The organism is Chryseobacterium sp. WLY505 (assembly GCF_030846215.1).
Classification (GTDB): Bacteria; Bacteroidota; Bacteroidia; order Flavobacteriales; family Weeksellaceae; genus Chryseobacterium.
The window spans coordinates 128,002-142,619 of sequence record NZ_JAVCWI010000009.1 but is presented as its reverse complement, the minus strand read 5'-3'; the positions used below and the strand labels follow the sequence as shown (position 1 = coordinate 142,619).

At 35.2% G+C, this 14,618-nt stretch carries 19 protein-coding genes; 10 read left to right on the top strand and 9 right to left on the bottom strand.

The genetic code is table 11. The features are described 5' to 3' along the window. Positions 1-51: 51 nt before the first annotated feature. Both hemW and murI read left to right on the top strand, forming a co-directional pair. The gene (gene hemW / locus RAH34_RS17725) at positions 52-1,176 is read left to right on the top strand and encodes a radical SAM family heme chaperone HemW (RefSeq protein WP_306596988.1); all 1,125 of its coding nucleotides are present in this window, start codon (positions 52-54) and stop codon (positions 1,174-1,176) included. 164 nt (positions 1,177-1,340) lie between these two features. Then, positions 1,341-2,171 carry a glutamate racemase gene (gene murI / locus RAH34_RS17720; RefSeq protein ID WP_034693761.1) on the top strand — a complete coding sequence of 277 codons (831 nt, stop codon included), beginning with the start codon at positions 1,341-1,343 and terminating at the stop codon, positions 2,169-2,171. A gap of 80 nt (positions 2,172-2,251) precedes the next feature. On the opposite strand, the gene RAH34_RS17715 is transcribed toward murI, so the two are convergent. Beyond that, positions 2,252-2,851: a nitroreductase family protein gene (locus RAH34_RS17715; protein ID WP_306596987.1), complete on the bottom strand. Its 600-nt coding sequence runs from the start codon at positions 2,849-2,851 to the stop codon at positions 2,252-2,254. Positions 2,852-2,935: 84 nt separating this feature from the next. Here RAH34_RS17715 and RAH34_RS17710 point away from each other — a divergent pair, with 84 nt between their 5' ends. Beyond that, on the top strand, positions 2,936-3,283 hold the full coding sequence (locus RAH34_RS17710) for a helix-turn-helix domain-containing protein (protein WP_306596986.1): 348 nt from the start codon (positions 2,936-2,938) through the stop codon (positions 3,281-3,283). Here the strand turns inward: RAH34_RS17710 and RAH34_RS17705 are convergent. From RAH34_RS17705 to RAH34_RS17680, 6 genes are all read right to left on the bottom strand, one after another. Next, positions 3,280-3,852, bottom strand: coding sequence for an RsmD family RNA methyltransferase (locus tag RAH34_RS17705; RefSeq protein WP_306596984.1), 573 nt, complete (start codon positions 3,850-3,852; stop codon positions 3,280-3,282). The two genes, RAH34_RS17710 and RAH34_RS17705, sit on opposite strands and share 4 nt — an antisense overlap. Before the next feature lie 78 nt (positions 3,853-3,930). Continuing rightward, positions 3,931-4,647 (bottom strand): DUF3822 family protein, encoded by a 717-nt coding sequence (locus RAH34_RS17700; protein WP_114820934.1) that lies wholly within the window; start codon positions 4,645-4,647, stop codon positions 3,931-3,933. 18 nt (positions 4,648-4,665) lie between these two features. Further along, positions 4,666-5,160 (bottom strand): Smr/MutS family protein, encoded by a 495-nt coding sequence (locus tag RAH34_RS17695; protein ID WP_306596983.1) that lies wholly within the window; start codon positions 5,158-5,160, stop codon positions 4,666-4,668. Between the two features lie 125 nt (positions 5,161-5,285). Then, positions 5,286-5,783 carry a metallophosphoesterase gene (locus RAH34_RS17690; protein ID WP_306596982.1) on the bottom strand — a complete coding sequence of 166 codons (498 nt, stop codon included), beginning with the start codon at positions 5,781-5,783 and terminating at the stop codon, positions 5,286-5,288. Continuing rightward, positions 5,783-6,232 (bottom strand): hypothetical protein, encoded by a 450-nt coding sequence (locus RAH34_RS17685; RefSeq protein WP_114820931.1) that lies wholly within the window; start codon positions 6,230-6,232, stop codon positions 5,783-5,785. Before RAH34_RS17685 ends, RAH34_RS17690 begins: the two co-directional genes overlap by 1 nt. Positions 6,233-6,290: 58 nt before the next feature. Then, positions 6,291-6,758, bottom strand: a complete 468-nt coding sequence (locus RAH34_RS17680; RefSeq protein WP_306596981.1) for a hypothetical protein — start codon at positions 6,756-6,758, stop codon at positions 6,291-6,293. An 87-nt stretch (positions 6,759-6,845) separates the two neighbouring features. On the opposite strand from RAH34_RS17680, the gene RAH34_RS17675 reads away from it, so the two are divergent. Next, entirely contained in the window at positions 6,846-8,390 is a 1,545-nt protein-coding gene (locus tag RAH34_RS17675; protein WP_306596979.1) for a serine hydrolase, read from the top strand. 322 nt (positions 8,391-8,712) lie between these two features. Here the strand turns inward: RAH34_RS17675 and RAH34_RS17670 are convergent, their stop codons facing one another. Both RAH34_RS17670 and RAH34_RS17665 read right to left on the bottom strand, forming a co-directional pair. Continuing rightward, entirely contained in the window at positions 8,713-9,603 is an 891-nt protein-coding gene (locus RAH34_RS17670; RefSeq protein WP_306596978.1) for an archaemetzincin, read from the bottom strand. Then, positions 9,584-10,060, bottom strand: coding sequence for a histidine phosphatase family protein (locus RAH34_RS17665; RefSeq protein ID WP_114820927.1), 477 nt, complete (start codon positions 10,058-10,060; stop codon positions 9,584-9,586). Before RAH34_RS17665 ends, RAH34_RS17670 begins: the two co-directional genes overlap by 20 nt. 115 nt (positions 10,061-10,175) lie before the next feature. On the opposite strand from RAH34_RS17665, the gene ruvX reads away from it, so the two are divergent. From ruvX to RAH34_RS17635, 6 genes are all read left to right on the top strand, one after another. Continuing rightward, a complete protein-coding gene (gene ruvX, locus RAH34_RS17660; protein WP_114820926.1) occupies positions 10,176-10,592 on the top strand; it encodes a Holliday junction resolvase RuvX in 417 nt (138 codons plus the stop codon). Then, a complete protein-coding gene (gene def, locus RAH34_RS17655; RefSeq protein WP_306596977.1) occupies positions 10,589-11,161 on the top strand; it encodes a peptide deformylase in 573 nt (190 codons plus the stop codon). Before ruvX ends, def begins: the two co-directional genes overlap by 4 nt. Before the next feature lie 74 nt (positions 11,162-11,235). Beyond that, entirely contained in the window at positions 11,236-11,793 is a 558-nt protein-coding gene (locus tag RAH34_RS17650; RefSeq protein WP_306596976.1) for a DUF5606 domain-containing protein, read from the top strand. A gap of 231 nt (positions 11,794-12,024) precedes the next feature. Next, on the top strand, positions 12,025-12,792 hold the full coding sequence (gene mazG, locus RAH34_RS17645; protein ID WP_306596975.1) for a nucleoside triphosphate pyrophosphohydrolase: 768 nt from the start codon (positions 12,025-12,027) through the stop codon (positions 12,790-12,792). A 56-nt stretch (positions 12,793-12,848) separates the two neighbouring features. Continuing rightward, positions 12,849-13,721, top strand: coding sequence for an SdiA-regulated domain-containing protein (locus RAH34_RS17640; RefSeq protein ID WP_306596974.1), 873 nt, complete (start codon positions 12,849-12,851; stop codon positions 13,719-13,721). Positions 13,722-13,750: 29 nt separating this feature from the next. Beyond that, positions 13,751-14,563, top strand: coding sequence for a hypothetical protein (locus RAH34_RS17635; RefSeq protein WP_306596972.1), 813 nt, complete (start codon positions 13,751-13,753; stop codon positions 14,561-14,563). Positions 14,564-14,618: the final 55 nt, after the last annotated feature.

Genomic DNA, 14,618 nt, shown 5'->3' with positions numbered 1-14,618 from the left:
TTAATTTAATTTAAATAAATTTGAGCTCTGAAATTTTTCAGAGCTTTTTTTATGATATATATTCACATCCCGTTCTGTAAACAAAAATGCAGTTATTGTAACTTTCATTTTTCAACATCCCTGAATTTCAAGGATGAAATGCTTCGCGCCATGAAAACTGAAATATTATTGAGAAAAGATGAGTTACAGAATAAAAATCTGAAATCATTATATTTTGGAGGCGGAACTCCCTCTATTCTCTCGGTGGATGAAATCAGTTCTTTAATAGACGATGTCCTGAAGTATTTCAGTTTTGAAAAAGATATAGAAGTCACTCTGGAAGCTAATCCTGATGATCTGGATAAAAACTTTTTAAAACAGCTGGCGGGAACTCCAGTGAACAGACTATCCATTGGAACTCAAAGTTTTTTTGAAGAAGATCTGAAACTGATGAACAGAGCTCACAGTGCTTCCGAAGCAGAAAGTTCTATTAAAAGGGCACAGGACTTCGGTTTTGAAAACCTGAGTATTGATCTGATCTACGGTTCACCCACTTCCAATCTTGAAATCTGGAAAGAAAACCTGAATAAAACAATTGCTTTAGAAGTTCCTCATATTTCATCTTATGCATTGACGGTGGAGCCCAAAACAGCGTTGGAAAACTGGATTTCAAAAGGGAAAGTAAAAAGCCCCAAAGAAGAAGAACAAAACAAAGAGTTCTATTATCTGTCCGACTTTTTAAAGGATAATAATTTTGAACATTACGAAGTATCTAATTTTGCAAAACCTGGTTTTTACTCACGACACAATTCTGCTTATTGGAAATACAATGAATATCTTGGAATAGGACCATCAGCGCATTCTTATAACGGATTTGATGTCCGAAGCTGGAATGTAGCCAATAACCAGCAATACATTAAAAAACTGAATGATAAACTTCTTGCCAAAGAAGAGGAAATCCTTTCCCAGGAAGATCAGTTTAATGAAATGATTATGATTGGTTTACGTACCATTTGGGGCGTTGATCTGAAAAGTTTAAAAAATAAATTTTCAGAGAGAATGTTAGAGCACTTTCAGAAAGAAGCTAAATCTAAAATTGAGGAAGGTATTTTAATCATTGAGAATGATCATTTAAAAATTCCTGAAAAACATTGGTTTATGGCAGACGGAATTGCTTCGGATTTGTTTATTGTATAAATTGTATAATATGAAAGATGCTTCATGAACTACGTTCGTAAACCTTCAGTTTATGCTCAGCATGACAGATCTAAAGTATAATCTAACATCAAAATTTTTTAATTAGGTAGTATATTATACTATGCGACATAAATTCATTAATTTTGTATAAAATTTCAACTCATTTGAAAACTAAAAAACAAGATTATTCACATCTTTCACCAAGCCAGCCTATCGGAATTTTCGACAGCGGGGTAGGAGGTCTTACCGTTGCCAAAGAAATCAAAAGACTTCTTCCTAACGAAGATCTGATCTATTTTGGAGATACAAAGCATCTTCCATACGGAGAAAAATCCAAGGATGCAATTATTGAATATTCTACAAAGATTACCAATTTTCTGCTTGAGCAGAACTGCAAAGCCATTGTTATCGCCTGTAATACGGCAACAGCGAATGCTTTGAATGAGGTCATGCAGTCTGTTGCAGGAAAAGTTCCTGTCATAGACGTTATTAATCCTGTTGCTGAAAAAGTTTCTTACGAAATCCATAATAATGTAGGAGTAATTGCTACCAAAGCGACTGTGAATTCGGGGCTTTACAAAAAGAGCATCCGCAAACATAATAAATGGATCAAAGTAGACGAATTGGCAACCCCATTATTGGTTCCTGCCATTGAAGAAGGGTTTAAAAATCATCCGATTACTCATGCTATTATTTATAATTATTTGAGTAATAACAAGTTAAAAAATATTGAAACTTTGATTCTGGGCTGTACTCATTATCCTCTTTTAATAGATGAAATCAAGCAGTACTACGGAAACAGAGTACGTGTGATTGATTCCCCGAATATAGTAGCCAATCATCTGAAGATCATTCTGGATAAGTATAACCTTTTAAATGATCATAATTCAAAACCGAATTATCATTTCTATCTTTCGGATATTACCAAAAATTTCGAGAAAATTTCAAAGAAGTTCTTCGGAAAAACCATCGACTTAGAATTGAAAGTATTATAAATAAAAAGTCTGCCTCTCTATTGAAGCAGACTTTTTATTTGTGTTCTTTGTGGAATAATTAGTGAAATTTGTGTTTAAAATTACGCCTCCACAATTACTTTTTCAGCATTAAGTCTTTTCTTAGGATTAAATTTAGGTTGGTTTGCATCTGTTTCATCTCTTTCCCCAATAGCTACAGCAAATAAGGTCTCGTATTTTTCATTATTCAGAATCGTATCATACCCTTCAGGTTCAATTCCTTCCATTGGGGTAGAATCTATTCCCATCGCAGCACAGGCAGATAAAAGAACTCCTAAAGATAAATAGACCTGATGCCCTAACCACGATTTTATAGCCTCTTCACCTTTACGTTTTACCATCGTTCGGTAGTAATTAACAGAGCCTTCCGGAAGGTTTTCTTCAATCTGTTTTTCAAAATTTTCTACATTTTTGATCACCTGAAAGACAATAATATGACTACTGTCCAACACCTTTTCTTTATTAAAATAAGATTTATCACCCAATTGCTTTTTCAGTTCAGGATCATTCACGAAAATAAAATTCCATGGCTGGCTGTTAATGGATGAAGGACTTAAATTTAAAATCTCCTGAAGTGTTGCAATTTGTTCTTCACTGATTTTTCCCTGTGGGTTATACTTTTTTACAGTATACCTGTTTTTCATTTGGTCTAAAAAGTTCATAATTTTATACTATCATTTTTATAGTTACAAAAGTAATTTAAGTTTATTAACTTTGCAATAACGGTAAAAAATGATAGTATAAAAATGTATACAATAGATAATAAATCCTATCCCTGCTGTACCAGCGTCACAATGAAATTTATAGGAGGGAAATGGAAAGCAGTAATTTTACACCATCTTATTGGCGGTGCTAAGCGTTATAACGAGATAAGAAAGTCTATTCCTACCATTACGGAAAGAACACTGAGTTTACAGCTAAAACAACTGGAAGAAGACGGAATTGTGGACAGAAAAGTTTTTACGGAAAAACCTCCTTTAGTGGTAGAATATGAATTGACAGACTTTGGAAAGACGCTTTTACCAGTGTTAGAAGCGATAACAAAATGGGGTGAAGAGTCTCCCGTAATATCACAAAAAATAATCAGGAATTAAAGTTCCTGATTATCTTCTTTATTGGGTTCAAAAAAACTGAAACTTACGTTTCCGTATTTTCGGGTATCTATTAAATTGGGATGGTCAAGCTTCATTCGGCTTTGGTGTTCTACAATAAGAACCCCATTTTCTTTAAGGTATTTATTGTTTAAAACCAGAGAAATCAGCTCGTGGTATTTTTTCTCTTCCATTTCAAAAGGAGCATCAGAAAAGACAATCTCAAATGATTTTTTATTTCTGAATTTTTTAAGCCAGTCGAAGACATCTCCTCTCTGCACATTGATCTGAAGTGCCATATCAAGTTCAGAAGCCGTAGTGTTGATAAATGCCGTATGCTTTGGATTCAATTCTACGGAAGTCACATTCTGACACCCTCTGGAAGCAAATTCCAGGGTGATAGAACCAATTCCTGCAAAAAGATCAAGCACGGAAATCGACTGCATGTCGTATTTGTTTTCCAGAATGCTGAATAAAGCCTCTTTTGCAAAATCGGTGGTAGGCCTTACTTCAAAGTTTTTCGGAGCGGCAATTTTCTTGGCTTTCCATTTGCCTGATATGATTCTGAACATAGTGTTGTTAGGGTTTAGGTAGTAGATTATAGGAGGCAGGTGAATGTGTTTTAATTGCTGTTACCTGCGGCCTGCAACCTAATTAAGTATAAAATTTTTGTTGGGAATATTGTCAAAAACAATTTTCAGGTTTTTAACAAATTTCTGAAGTTCGGAAATAAACGTTTCATTTTCCGTAGTTTCTCCATAAGCATAAAAAGTGGTTTCATTGATTCCGAAACCAATCTTGCTCAATGTAAACATAATGAAGTAAAGGAAATCTACTTCAGAATTGACATCCAGATTATTATAAAGAATGATTTTCTTATTATCAATCGCAAAAAACTCACACTGATTATGATAGAGGTTGATGTGAATTTCTTTACTCGTTTTATTGTTGATTGAACTTAAAAACTTTTCTCCCGAGAAATTAAAATGAACCGGTATTGCCAGCTCTTTTATTTTCTTATAGTAGTTTTTCGGGAAAGTATAATAAAACTGAATATTGAATTTTTTGTTGATAGAAAGCATCAGTTCTTCCTTCTCTCTGTCAGTAGGAGCGTTGAAGGCAATCAGATCAAATCCTGCCTCATGCTCTGAAAAACCTTCCGGCATCAGGGTAAAATGATTCAATGCTGAAATCACATGGATTTCGTCATAGCGCTGCTTTATAAGAACTTCATCCAGCTTTTGGTCAATAAGATTGGCCGGTGTCTCTTCAGTAACGAAATAAGACTTTTCCTCCAGAATGCTTTTGTTTTTAACAATCTGGGAGATCAATCCGTCTTTGGTAAAAAGTAAATTAAGTACGTTCATATTTCAATTCCTGCAAATTTAGTGAAATTCTACCATTACCGCACCCGATTGATGGTGAAGTATTTCCTTATTATAAAAATCAATATTGACCTGGCTTTCCAGTACGTCCCGGACCATCCTCTGCAAAGTACCGTCACCAATGCCGTGAACAATTTCCAGTCTCTTCAGGTTGTTTTTTCTGCAAAACTCAATCACTTCAATCAGTTTTTCCTTTTGAATAAACAATCTTTCAAAACTGTCGTAATCATTGGGATTCTTTACCAAATTATGAAAATGCAGGTCTAAAACCAAATGATTTTTCTGATGTTTTTTAGAAATGATTTTTCTAGGCTCCGCTTTTCTTACGACTCTGATATTTTCATAAAGATCAGCATCTTTAGGAACCAGTTTTTCTTTTGGGTATTGATGGGTAAAACCATATTCATCTTTAAAAACGACAATATTTCCCTTCACGGAAGTAATTATTCCGCTTAAATCTTCATCTACTACCGAAACCTTATCGCCAATTTTCATATTTTTCTAGACTTCTGTGAGCCATTATTTGTGCAAAGGTAGAAAGTAAAACGGATGAACACAAACTCTTCTACCTTCAAACTCTTCAACACTCAAACCCTTCAACTTTCACACACTCTCTCCCATCACACTCTTGGTCCCAGTTCAATGACCTCCAGATTTTTGATTTCCTCACCATCCACCACAAAGCGCATCATGGTTCTTACTTTATGCCAGCCCTGTTTACCACAAGCTCCAGGATTCAGATGAAGAAGGCTGTTTTTCTCATCATACATCGCTTTTAAAATATGAGAGTGCCCTGAAATAAATAATTTCGGAGCTTTCTCTGCCATTTCTTTTTTCGTAAGTGGAGTATATTTTCCCGGATAACCTCCGATATGGATCATCAGAACTTCCAGTTTTTCACAAAAGAAACGGTTCACTTCCGGAAATTCTGCCTGAATTTTAGCATTATCAATATTTCCGTAAACACCCTTCAGTGGTTTTATTTTTTCCAGCTGCTCAATGACATCCAGACTTCCGAAATCCCCGCAATGCCATACTTCATCAGCCTGAGAAGCATATTCCAGAATTCTGTCATCAATATAAGAATGAGAGTCGGAGAGGAGAAGAACTTTTGTCATTATCTAAGGGTTCTTTCGGTAATATTTTCGTTGTATTTATCTTTAAAAACAGCTACACGGTCAGGATTAAGCTCCCCGTCGTGGTTGATTACTCTTTCTTTCAATAGCCATTTTATCAGCTTTTCCATTCCTTTTTTGGAATTCATAAAATTGGCAATTTTAGCAATATCCGTAGATTCTACCTTTACTTTTTCTGTCAGAAAATTCAGGATAAAATAATCATCACTTACATAGCTTGGCGTTTCATTATCCATATAACGGTAAAGAAGAACTTCTTCATCATCTTTCATTGAGAAAAATGAATACTGTGCCACATTGATTTTTTCAGCCTTCAGGATCTGTTTTCCATCCAATAAAACCTTATCGTCTTTGATGCTTACATTCTGAGAGAAATATAAATTACAGCTTATCATCAATAAGAAGAAAGCCAATAATCTGTTAACTGCCATTTTACTATTTTTTTAAGACTGCAAATATAAAGAAGCTTTTATCAATTCGCAGGAGATCCTAATCAGTAATATTTTTTGTTTTTCTGATAGAATCCATTTTCTTTTCAATATCTGCGCTGAAAACCTTTTTTAGTTTCAGTTGATTCTCTGTAAGCTTTGAAATAACAAAAGTACCCGTCATATTGGTATTGGAAGGGAAAACTAAAGTTACTGTAGAATCTGATGCTTTTTTCCAGCTCCCGATATAACGGTCCGGTTTTTCATTTTTCTTATTAACAGGTTCTTCCAGGGTATCATATTTTAAGGTAGATTTAATGAGATTTCCTGTTATTTTTCCATTTTTCTGAAATCTTATTCCTTCTCTTCTTGCTTCAAAACCATCCTGTTTTTCATAAGTATAAATATAGGTATCCATTTTACTGAGATTCCAGGTCTGTAAAAGTAAAGGATTTGAAGTTCTGTCCTGGGCTTTGATCCCAACGATAGCGAAAAGAGAGAAAATACAGATACAAATAGGCTTTTTCATGAATACAACTGATTTATCGTAAAGTTTTAGCACGGCTAAAATTAGCATGCGTAATATTTAGTAAATTTGGGAAAATTAAAATAAACAATGAAACAGAAACTTTCTTTTTTCATTTTTCTTTTGACCGTAGGATTGGCGAACGCACAGGTTGAAGAAAAAAAACTGGACGAACTGATCCAAAATACCCTGAAAACCTTTGATGTACCAGGAATGTCGGTAGGAATTGTGAAAGATGGTAAAATGATCTATTCCAAAGGGTTTGGAGTACGTTCTCTTACAACAAAGCAGCCGATGGATGACAATACGCTGGTAGGGATTGCTTCCAACTCAAAAGGTTTTACCTGTACAGCATTAGCCATCTTAGCAGATGAAGGAAAACTTAACTGGGATGATAAAGTTTCAAAATATATTCCTGAATTTCAAATGTATGATCCTTACGTTTCCCAAAATGTAACAATCAAAGATCTTATTACCCACAGAGCGGGGCTAGGACTTGGTCAGGGAGATCTTATGTTCTTTCCGGAAGGAGGAAATTTAACTGTTAACGATATCGTTCACAATGTGAGATACCTGAAACCGGAAAATCCTTTCAGAACAACACTAGATTATAACAACATTATGTTTATTGTAGCCGGAGAAGTCATTCACAGAGTTTCCGGATTAAGCTGGGCAGAATTTATTGAGCAAAGAATTATGAAACCTGTAGGCATGACTTCAAGTTTCGGAAGCTACAACAGAGCAAAAGCTATTGCTAATAAAATTGATGCACACGCTCCTGTAGACGGAAAAGCAATTGCTGTTCCTCACGACTGGAATGAGACAGGCAATGCAGCAGGAGGAATCATGAGTAATATCAAAGATATGACAACCTGGGCAGAATGTCTGTTGAATAACTTTACTACTAAAGACGGAAAAAAACTGGTTTCTGATAAGAATGTACAACAGTTATGGAGCTTGCAGATTCCAGATAGGGTGGCTGCAAAAAATCCTTATGATACAAGTTTTTACGGATATGGTTTAGGATGGTTTCTAAGTGATGTTAAAGGACACAAGCAGGTACAGCATACTGGTGGACTGATTGGAACCGTTACCCAATTTACTTTAATTCCGGATATGAAACTCGGAATTGTAGTATTGACGAACCAACAGTCCGGAGCAGCTTTCAATACCATTACGAATACCGTGAAAGATTCTTATCTTGGGGTTGCCGACAGAAACTGGCTGAAAACCTATGGCGAAAGAATGTCTAAAATGGAAGCTGAATTCAACAAACAGAAGAAAGATGCTTTTGCAAAATCTGAAGCTTTCAAAAAAGAAAAAGCACTGCAGCCAAAGGCAGAACAGTTTACAGGGACATATAATGACGTTTGGTTTGGTGATGTAGACATTGCCCAGCAAGGAAATACCTACAGAATTTCATGTAAAAACTCTCCGAGATTAAAAGGAGAATTACTTCCTTACTCTAATAATTCTTTTATTATCAAATGGGATGACAGAAGTTATGATGCGGATGCCTACATTATTTTCAGCTACGACGAAAACGGAAAAGCAGAATCTGCAAAATTGAAAGCGATCTCTGATGTGACGGATTTCAGTTTTGATTTTGATGATCTGGATTTGAAGAAGAAATAAAATCGAAATCATATAAGATATTTATAGAGAACGGGCTTTGGTCCGTTCTTTTTTGTTTGTTAACCACGAATGCCGCTGATTTATTCACAGATAACACTCATTTTAATGCTCATTGAAAATGAGAACTGAAATAATTCAATAGGAACGGGCGATCATCATGAGCATAAGCTGAAAGGTTACGAACACCAGTTCAAGAAGGAAGACCGTTTTTCATGTTTACAACAATAATGGCTTTAGCCGAAGATAACCACCCCGTCAAAAAATAAATTTTTTGCCACCCCTCCGGTGGAGGGAATGAGCAGTCGGTACAACAAATGTTGGTTTATTGTACAAGATTCAGATCCTGATTTGCTAGCGTAAGCTCTGTGTTAAGATGTTGATTTTCAAAGAAATTTTTTAACTCAAGAAGTCTTTTCTTATTGTTGTAACGGATGCTTGAATTGAGTTTTCTTTGGCATAACGAACAGGCTCTGGCAAAATGATAATCAGTTTCAGTTAAGGAATTGGTCCCATTCATCACGCAATTAGCATTCAGACAATGGCTGATTCCAAACATGTGACCAATCTCGTGTGAGCTGATTTTTACTAGTCTTAAAAGGCTTTCATTGAAATTTGAATGGGTCAAATGTCCGCCTGCAAATCTGTACATCGAAGTTACTCCTACACCATCTTCATAAGAAGCCAATCCAAAAACATAGTTCCATTCCGGTTTTGGGAAAAGGTCTTTTTCGGTAATTCCCATCAGTACGACAGCGTCTTTTGGTTTTCTTCTGATCAGAATGCTGTCCAGTACATATCCTGCAAGAATCTGTTCATTCCCTTCCTTTGAAATTCTTTTTACATTTTCGGTGAATATCTTGTTAGGCAGAGTGGGGAGTATTTTCGTCTCCAGCTGGTAATATGTTTTTAAATATTCCTTTGTGAGGGTTATTTCTTTTTTCTGAAGTTCATCGAATGCTCCTATGGGTTGAAGATAAATGGTATTCTTTCCAGGTCCTGGTTTTATTCTTTTTAATTTTTGAAAATCTTCAAATGTCTGGAAATGTTCATCATGATTATACCGCCAGCTTCCGGGTTTTGGAGAAGAGGAAAGTTTGATGTCATTGCTTGCAATAGATTCATAGTAATTTTTCTTCTGTTTCTGACAAGAGAAAAGAAGGAGTACTGCAACAGAAAAAAATAGAAAAGTGAAATTATATTTTCCCCGGTTCATAAAAGAAAAGAAGTTTCTTTTTAGCACCGTCGAATTCTGACCAGGATTGGCAGTCTACTTCAAAGCCTGCAACGCCGCAAGTGGGGAAATGGAAAATATCCTCAGAAATGGAATTGGCAAAATTGGAAATTCCATTATTATGAGAGAAGAACGCCACCGAATTCAGGTTGTCATCCAGATCATAAATTACAGATTCAAAGCTTCTTTCCGAAGGGTTATATAGTTTTTCATCAGTTGAACAGTTCAGCTGATACGCCTGATTAAAGATTTTACAGGTATTCAGTGCACGAACCGCCGGGCTCGATACAAAATGGTCTATAGAAATATTATTGCTTTTCAGGAATCTGGACATGTGCATAGCATCCTCCAAACCCTTGTCTGCCAAAGGTCTGTCAAAGTCCTCCGTTTCCTCCGGCCAGTCGCTTTTTGCATGTCTAACGAGGATGAGTTTCTTCATATAATTGTTTTTTGGAAGATTAAAATTATAAAAAAAATAATGGAATAAAACATGATTTATATAAAAAAACTGCGTTATGAATAAAATCAGTAAATTTTACTAAATTTGCAAACTTATGGGACAAATCCTTGCAATAGACTACGGAAAGGCTCGTTGTGGTATCGCTGCAACCGATGATATGCAGATTATAGCCAGTGGACTGGAGACTGTAGAGAACCGTTTTTTAATGGAATTTTTGAAAAAATATTTCAGTGAAAACAAGGTGGATGAAGTAGTGATTGGGCTTCCCATAGATTTGAAAGGAAATGTTTCGGAAGTGGAAACCGATATTTTAAAATTCATAGAAGAATTTAAAAAAGAATTTTCGGATATTGCAGTTCACCGTTTTGATGAAAGATTTACTTCCAAGATGGCTTCATTTTTTATTTCCCAAAGTGGAAAAAGTAAGAAAAAGAGGCAGGAAAAAGGATTAATAGATAAAGTAAGTGCAACAATTATATTGCAGAATTTTTTAGAACAAAGATTAAGATGATATTACCGATAAGAGCTTTTGGGGATCCTGTTTTGAGAAAAGTAGGAAAAAATATAGACAAAGACTATCCCGAATTACAGGAACTGATAGATAACATGTTCGAAACCATGTACAGCGCAAATGGCATAGGTCTTGCAGCGCCACAGATTGGTCTGGATATCCGTCTGTTTGTAATAGATGTGACGCCTCTTGCAGAAGATGAGGACTATGAAGATATTAAAGATGAGTTGGCAGAGTTCAAAAAAGTATTCATCAACGCTCAGATTCTTGAAGAATCAGGGGAAGAATGGAAGTTCAATGAGGGTTGTCTTTCTATCCCGGATGTAAGAGAAGATGTGAAAAGAAAAGGAACAATCGTTATTGAATATTATGACGAAAATTTTGTGAAACATACAGAAACTTTTTCCGATATTAGAGCCCGCGTAATTCAGCATGAATATGACCACATTGAAGGGATTCTGTTTACCGACCACCTGAGTGCTCTGAAGAAGAAACTGGTAAAAGGTAAGCTGACTAAAATCTCTCAGGGTGACGTAAACATCGGTTACAAAATGAGATTTCCAAAGTAATTAAATAAGGATTAAAACGAATAATAAAAAGCAAAAAGCTAGTGCTGATTGCAGAATTTACAAAAAATAAAATTATGCTGTTAGAAAAAATAATTTCAATTTCTGGAAAACCAGGACTTTTCAAATTAGTTTCTCAATTAAGAAACGGATTCATCATTGAAGATGTTACCAACAAGAAAAAAGTAAGCATTGGAAACTCAAGCCAGGTAAGTTTATTGGATAATATTGCCATGTTTACATTTGAGAAAGAAGTTCCTTTGTTTGAAGTATTTGAAAATATTGCTAAAAACAACGATTATAAGGAAACAATCTCTCATAAATCTTCTGATGCAGATCTGAAAGATTTCATGTTGGCATCTCTTCCTAACTATGATACAGAAAGAGTATATTCTTCTGATATCAAAAAATTGGCTCAGTGGTATAATATCCTTCAGAAAGCAGGATATATCACTCCTGATAGCTTTGTAAAAGCAGAGCCTGAAACTTTAGAAGGTGAGCCAGCTGAGGAAGTAAGCATTGAAAAAGAAGCTAAAAAAGCAGCTCCAAAAGCAGAAAAACCAGCAGCTCCAAAAGTAAAAGCTACTTCCGCTGCTAAATCAGCTCCGAAAAGTACACACAGAAAACAAGGATAATTCATTTTTGAATTAAAGATACAAAGCCTTGTCTGGAATTTCCGGACAAGGTTTTTTGTTTTTTCAGACAAAAGATAATTGCGTGCTAGTATTCCAAACCTAACAGGTTTCGAAAACCTGTTAGGTTTACATATCCAATATCCGAATTCTGCATGCCGCAACTTTTACTTCCAACGTTTGTAATGATGTCCGAATATCCCTTACATTTGTATGAGATTGAATTTTCAAACTATGAATACGAAACAAGAGAAACTGGACGCCTTTGGAAGATTACTGGATATTATGGATGATTTGCGTGAAAAATGTCCATGGGATCAGAAACAAACGTTAGAATCCCTTCGCCATCTTACCCTTGAGGAGACTTATGAACTTTCAGATGCCATTTTGCAGAATGATTTACAGGAAATAAAGAAAGAGTTGGGCGATGTCCTGCTTCATCTGGTTTTTTATGCTAAAATAGGTTCGGAAAAAGAAAGCTTTGACATTGCAGATGTTATCAACTCCCTGAATGAAAAGTTGATCTTTCGTCATCCTCATATCTATGGAGATACGGAAGTGAAGGATGAAGAAGAAGTGAAGCAGAACTGGGAAAAATTAAAATTAAAAGAAGGAAATAAATCTATTTTGGGTGGAGTTCCGAAAAGTCTGCCGAGTTTGGTGAAAGCCTACAGAATTCAGGATAAGGTAAAAGGAATCGGTTTTGAGTTTCACGATGCTGAAGACGCCTGGAAAAAGGTAGATGAAGAAATTCAGGAGTTTCATGCAGAGACTGATTTGGATAAAAAAGAGCAGGAGCTGGGTGATGTATTTTTCTCTTTGATTAATTATGCAAGGATTTCAGGAATCAATCCGGATTCTGCGTTGGAAAGAACCAATCTGAAGTTTATTTCAAGATTTCAAAAGATGGAAGGTCTTGCCGAGGAGCAGGATTTAAAACTGGCAGATATGTCTCTGGAAGAAATGGATGTTCTCTGGGAAAAAGCAAAAAAACTTTCATAGTTGCCGATTGGAACAATTAATGCTTCTTACATTCAATTAAAAAATAAAAAATAAATATGTTACGTTTTCTTATTTTACCTGCTTTTCTTTTATTCAGCTGCAATCCAAAAGCTCAGAATTCCCCTACGAAGGAGGATGAATTGAAAGTTCAGTTTTCCTTACCGAAAAAGTTGAAGGAAGTTTCCGGAATTACTTTGTCGCAAGATAAGAAAACCATCTGGGTGATAGAAGACAGGGGAAATAAAAATGCAGTATACGGATTAAGCGATAAAGGCGATATGCTGGCAAAAATACCGGTAGAAAATGCTGAAAATACAGACTGGGAAGATATTATATCTGATTCTCAGGGAAATATCTATATCGGAGATTTTGGAAATAATGACAATAACAGACAGGATCTGGCGATCTTAAAAACAGATTTAAAAGATACCAAACAAATTGTAACCAAAGTTACCCAGACTACAAAATTCCATTATCAGGGGCAGACAGAGTTCCCTCCAAAAAAATCAAATCTGTTGTATGACTGTGAAGCTTTTGTTGAAATGGACGGAAATTTTTACTTATTCACCAAAAACAGAAGCAAAGGTTTTGACGGAACTTTCCTTGTATTCCAGTTACCGAATAAGGAGGGTGATTTTGAAGCGAAGCTTATAGGAAAATTAAAGCTTGATGGAGGGTATAATGATGCTGCTATTACCTCTGCGAGTATCAACAGTACAAAAGATAAAATCGTGTTGCTTACCCATAAAAATGTTCATGTTCTGAGTGGGTTTACTGCAGATAATTTCAGTACTGCTAAAATTCAAAAAATTCCTTTGAATCATAATTCCCAGAAGGAAGCTCTGGTATTCTTTGATGATAAAACATTAATGATAGCAGATGAGAAAGGGAAAGATGAAGGGGGAAATGTGTATAGTTTTTCACTATAACCTTTATCTTTGCAGCTGATTAAATAACTATGAAAAAAATATTTTATATCTTATTGGTACTAGGGTTATCCTCTTGCAGTAGTACTAATGATGAGTTTATAACTGTAAATGAAAATCAAACTGAAGATTTACAACCTGATAAAGGGTATATTTTTCTGATGGATCAGCGCACAGCATTAATGAGTCCAGATAAATACTATCGGTTTTTCTACGAAAATGGACGTTTACAGAAAATGCTTGGAAGAAACTATTTCGTAACCGGAAATTCTCAATTTTTTTATCCTGATGTAATTACTCAGTTAAGTTATACAAACAATAAGGTACAAGTAGATTATCTTGAACCGGAAATGACTTCCGGATATAGAACGACTTCTTACCTGATGGAAAACAACAGACCTGTTAAGGCTGAAAAGTATTATAAGAATGGAACTGTTGCCGAACTTGAGATGACAAGAACTTATACCTATGGATCCAATACGGTAAGTGTATATACTAAACTTGGTTATCAGGAATTTTTTACAACATATTACTTTGATGCAAATAGTAATCTCTCTAAAAGTGAAACATTAGAAAAGACGAGTGGTAAGGACAAGCAGTTCACCACTACGTTGTATTCAGATTTTGACAATGCTAAAAATCCATTTAAAAAATTATTTTTGATTAATGATGATTTTTATGAAAAGAGTTTATCAAAAAATAATTTCAGAGCTAAGGAATCAGTGACTGAATATGCTGATTATCCTGATACCGGTGTACCTCCGCAGCCAGGCATATCCAAATCAAAATGGACCTACAATTACGATAATAATGGCCAGGTGCTATTATATTTTCCATTGCAATAGCAGATAAAATAAACCCTACAGAGGAATCTGTAGGGTTTTAAAATGGATGAATGTT

Bases quoted from the DNA above. Each gene is read 5' to 3' on its own strand.
- RAH34_RS17680 (WP_306596981.1), bottom strand. From the start codon at position 6,758: ATGAAAAAGCCTATTTGTATCTGTATTTTCTCTCTTTTCGCTATCGTT.
- RAH34_RS17705 (WP_306596984.1), bottom strand. From the start codon at position 3,852: ATGTTCAGAATCATATCAGGCAAATGGAAAGCCAAGAAAATTGCCGCT.
- RAH34_RS17685 (WP_114820931.1), bottom strand. From the start codon at position 6,232: ATGGCAGTTAACAGATTATTGGCTTTCTTCTTATTGATGATAAGCTGT.
- hemW (WP_306596988.1), top strand. From the start codon at position 52: ATGATATATATTCACATCCCGTTCTGTAAACAAAAATGCAGTTATTGT.
- RAH34_RS17715 (WP_306596987.1), bottom strand. From the start codon at position 2,851: ATGAACTTTTTAGACCAAATGAAAAACAGGTATACTGTAAAAAAGTAT.
- RAH34_RS17675 (WP_306596979.1), top strand. From the start codon at position 6,846: ATGAAACAGAAACTTTCTTTTTTCATTTTTCTTTTGACCGTAGGATTG.
- def (WP_306596977.1), top strand. From the start codon at position 10,589: ATGATATTACCGATAAGAGCTTTTGGGGATCCTGTTTTGAGAAAAGTA.
- RAH34_RS17640 (WP_306596974.1), top strand. From the start codon at position 12,849: ATGTTACGTTTTCTTATTTTACCTGCTTTTCTTTTATTCAGCTGCAAT.
- RAH34_RS17635 (WP_306596972.1), top strand. From the start codon at position 13,751: ATGAAAAAAATATTTTATATCTTATTGGTACTAGGGTTATCCTCTTGC.
- RAH34_RS17710 (WP_306596986.1), top strand. From the start codon at position 2,936: ATGTATACAATAGATAATAAATCCTATCCCTGCTGTACCAGCGTCACA.
- RAH34_RS17695 (WP_306596983.1), bottom strand. From the start codon at position 5,160: ATGAAAATTGGCGATAAGGTTTCGGTAGTAGATGAAGATTTAAGCGGA.
- RAH34_RS17700 (WP_114820934.1), bottom strand. From the start codon at position 4,647: ATGAACGTACTTAATTTACTTTTTACCAAAGACGGATTGATCTCCCAG.
- ruvX (WP_114820926.1), top strand. From the start codon at position 10,176: ATGGGACAAATCCTTGCAATAGACTACGGAAAGGCTCGTTGTGGTATC.
- mazG (WP_306596975.1), top strand. From the start codon at position 12,025: ATGAATACGAAACAAGAGAAACTGGACGCCTTTGGAAGATTACTGGAT.
- RAH34_RS17665 (WP_114820927.1), bottom strand. From the start codon at position 10,060: ATGAAGAAACTCATCCTCGTTAGACATGCAAAAAGCGACTGGCCGGAG.
- RAH34_RS17670 (WP_306596978.1), bottom strand. From the start codon at position 9,603: ATGAACCGGGGAAAATATAATTTCACTTTTCTATTTTTTTCTGTTGCA.
- RAH34_RS17650 (WP_306596976.1), top strand. From the start codon at position 11,236: ATGCTGTTAGAAAAAATAATTTCAATTTCTGGAAAACCAGGACTTTTC.
- RAH34_RS17690 (WP_306596982.1), bottom strand. From the start codon at position 5,783: ATGACAAAAGTTCTTCTCCTCTCCGACTCTCATTCTTATATTGATGAC.